Here is a 3,283-nt window from a genome sequence, read left to right as displayed (position 1 = left end):
GAACCCCCGACCCCGCCGCGAAGCCCTGACGGATCAGGCCTCCGGATGGATCACTTCTCGTATCCCACGTTCTCGACCGGCGTGATGCCGAAGAGGTCGAGTCCCGAGTACGGCTCGGGCGTGAGGTTGGCGAGACCCTCCTTGACGGTCCAGATCTCCGGGCCGTTGAGAACCGGGATGATGCCCCAGGTCTGGGCGAAGATCTCGGACTCCATCTCCATGGCCTTCTTGGTCTGCTCCTCCGGGTCGGAGATCGTCTCCAGCTCGTCGTGGATCATCTTGTCGATCTCCGGCGTGCCGGTGCCCGACAGGTTCAGGCCGCTGTCCGAGCAGTACAGCTGGCAGAACCAGGCAGCACCGAACGGGTCGGACGACGTGAAGGAGAGGAAGAAGATGTCGCCGTTCTGCGTGGTGTAGTCCTCGGCGAAATCGGCAGACGGACGGGTGTCGATCGTCACCTCGACGCCGACCTCCTTCAGCTGCGCCTGCACGGCGAGCGAGCGGGCGCGGGCCGTCTCGGTGTCGGAGTGGTTCGGGAAGACGAGCGACAGGCGCTCACCGTCCTTCTCGCGGATTCCGTCTTCACCGACGACCCAGCCGGCCTCATCGAGCAGCTTGTTGGCGCCGTCGGTGTCGCCGTCCTTGCGGCCGGCCTCTTCCAGGGCGTTGACGTAGTTCGGCTGGAACGAGAACAGCGTGAGCGAGCCGGCGGGCTCCTCGGTGTAGTTCAGGCCGTTGAAGACGATCTCCTTGACCTGCTCGATGCTGATCGCCTCGAAGATCGCCTTGCGGACGTCGAGGTCGGCCAGCACGGGGTTGGCGGAGTTCAGCGTGAAGATGGCGTTACCGGTCGCCTGACCCTTGTAGGTCTCGACGCCCTCGAGGCCGTCGACCTGCGCGAGGAGTTCGGCGCTGCCGGTCTCGGCCATGTCGACCTCGCCGTTGCGCAGCGCGTTGACGGCGGCGGTCGGCTCCATCTGGATGAAGGTCACCTTGTCGAGCAGCGGAGCATTGCCCCACCACTTCTCGTTCGGGACGAGGGTGACGACGCCACCGGTCTTGTCGTAGTCGTCGACCGTGTAGGGACCGGCTGCCCACTCCGGGTGCCAGTCGCCGAGGAACGCGGTGTTGAAGAGCTCGGGCGTGTTGACGTCCGGGTGCAGCAGCTGCGAGTAGACCATCTCAGGCCAGGCGAACTCGCCCTTGAAGGTCACGATGACGTCGCGGTCGTTCTCGCCGGCCTCGACGGAATCGATCTCCTTCCAGCCGTCGGTCGCGTTGGGCTGGTACTCCTCGTTCTCGCCGCTGTTCGCTTCCCAGGTGGCCTTGAACGCGGTGACGTCGATGGGGGTTCCGTCGTTCCAGACGGCCTTCTCGTTGACCTTGAAGTGCAGGACGGTCTTGCCGTCCTCGATGCCGAACGAGTAGTCGTCGAGGTACGCGTCGTTCTTCTTGACGGTGCCGTCGGGATCCATCAGCAGGATCTGCGGGCGGAACCACGTAGCGATCTGGGTGACGCGTGCGTCACCGTCGCTGTGGAAGTAGTTCAGCTGCTCGGCGATGTTCGACACGGGGATGCGGAGCTCGCCACCCTCTGCGAGGTTCTCGCGGGGCTGCGGGTTGTAGTCCGCGCCTTCGACAGTCTGAGGGGTGTCGCCCTCGCCATTGCTTCCGCCTGCCGGCGCACATCCGCTCATGACGAGTGCGAAGGCGGCGCCGAGAGCAGCGATGCCCATCAGCTTCTGATGCCGTTTCATGGTACTCCTTAGTGCCTGTCGGCCTTACTTGGGATAGGGGCAGACTAACCCCGCATCTTGCGGGCGAAACCCCTGCGACACAGAACCGTTACCGGACTGTGCACATCGGTGCACGGGTCAGCTCGCGGCCGCGGTCTCCGCGTCGAATCCCTCGACCGGGAGGATGATCCGCTCGCGTGTGCGCTCGATGTCGGGGTCGGGAATCGGGATCGCCGACAGCAGTGCCTTCGTGTACGGATGCTGCGGATCGTCGAACACCTGATCGACGTCTCCGTGCTCGACGAACGAGCCCTTGTACATCACGGCGACGCGGTCGGCGATGTGCCGAACCACGGCCAGGTCGTGCGCGACGAAGAGGTACGACAGGCCGAGTTTGGCCTTCAGCTCGTCGAGCAGGTTGATGACGCCGGCCTGGATCGACACGTCGAGGGCCGACACCGGCTCGTCGAGCACCACGATCTTCGGGTTCGTCGACAGTGCACGCGCGATGCCGATGCGCTGACGCTGACCACCCGAGAACGCTTGGGGGAACCTGTCGCTGTGCGCGGGGTCGAGACCCACGAGGCCCATGAGCTCTTCGACGCGGTCGAACACGTCGTCCTTGCTCATACCGATCGCGAACATCGGCTCGGCGATGATGTCCCACACCGTCATGCGCGGGTCGAGCGCACCCATGGGGTCCTGGAAGCCGATCTGCAGGTCTCGGCGGATCCTGCGCTCCTCCGCCCGGTTCTTGATGTCGGCGACGCTCGTGCCGCCGATCCGGATGTCGCCGTCCTCCTGGGCGACGAGGTCCATGATCTGCAGCAGGGTCGTGGTCTTGCCGCTGCCGGACTCGCCCACGATCGCGAGGGTCTCGCCCTGACGGATGTCGAAGCTGATGCCCTTCACGGCGTGCACCTCGCCGACCTTGCGCTTGAACAGCGCGCCCTTCATCAGCGGGAACGTCTTGTTCAGGTTGACTGCCTCGAGAGTGATCGGGCGATCCTCGCGCGGCACCTTGGCGAGGCTGCTCTCGGGGATCTCCGGGATCGGGAACACCGGCAGCCCGCCGATCATCCCGTCATCGTCGATGTCGTCCGCGCGGATGCACGCGACCGAGTGATCGGCGTGACCGCTCGTGGTGACGGGCAGCAGTTCGGGCTCGCGCTCACGGCATGCGTCGATCGCGATGGGGCAGCGCGCGGCGAACGGGCAGGCATCCGGCAGGTTGATCAGCAGCGGCGGATTGCCCTTGATCGGGATCAGCGGCACCTTCTCGTGCTTGTCGACGCGAGGGATGGCTCCGAGGAGGCCGATCGAGTAGGGCATCCGGGTGCGGTAGAACAGCTCGCGCACTGGGGCCTGCTCGACGGGCTTGCCCGCGTACATCACGAGCACGTCGTCGGCGGTCTTGGCCACCACGCCCATGTCGTGCGTGATGATCATCATCGCGGCGCCGGTCTCTTCCTGCGCCTTCTCCATGAGCTCGAGGATCTGCGCCTGGATGGTCACGTCGAGCGCGGTGGTCGGCTCGTCGGCGATGA

General features: G+C 65.5%; 2 protein-coding genes. Both read right to left on the bottom strand.

The features are described 5' to 3' along the window. Window positions 1–50: 50 nt before the first annotated feature. Window positions 51–1,757 (bottom strand): ABC transporter family substrate-binding protein, encoded by a 1,707-nt coding sequence (locus tag J7E68_RS03260; protein ID WP_215169807.1) that lies wholly within the window; start codon window positions 1,755–1,757, stop codon window positions 51–53. Between the two features lie 117 nt (window positions 1,758–1,874). Continuing rightward, on the bottom strand, window positions 1,875–3,283 hold a 1,409-nt coding region (locus J7E68_RS03255), incomplete at its 5' end, for an ABC transporter ATP-binding protein (RefSeq protein WP_215169805.1).

The organism is Microbacterium sp. ISL-103, assembly GCF_018613995.1.
Classification (GTDB): Bacteria; Actinomycetota; Actinomycetes; order Actinomycetales; family Microbacteriaceae; genus Microbacterium.
The sequence above is the reverse complement of the archived record's forward strand: the minus strand, read 5'-3'. Positions and strand labels throughout refer to the sequence as shown.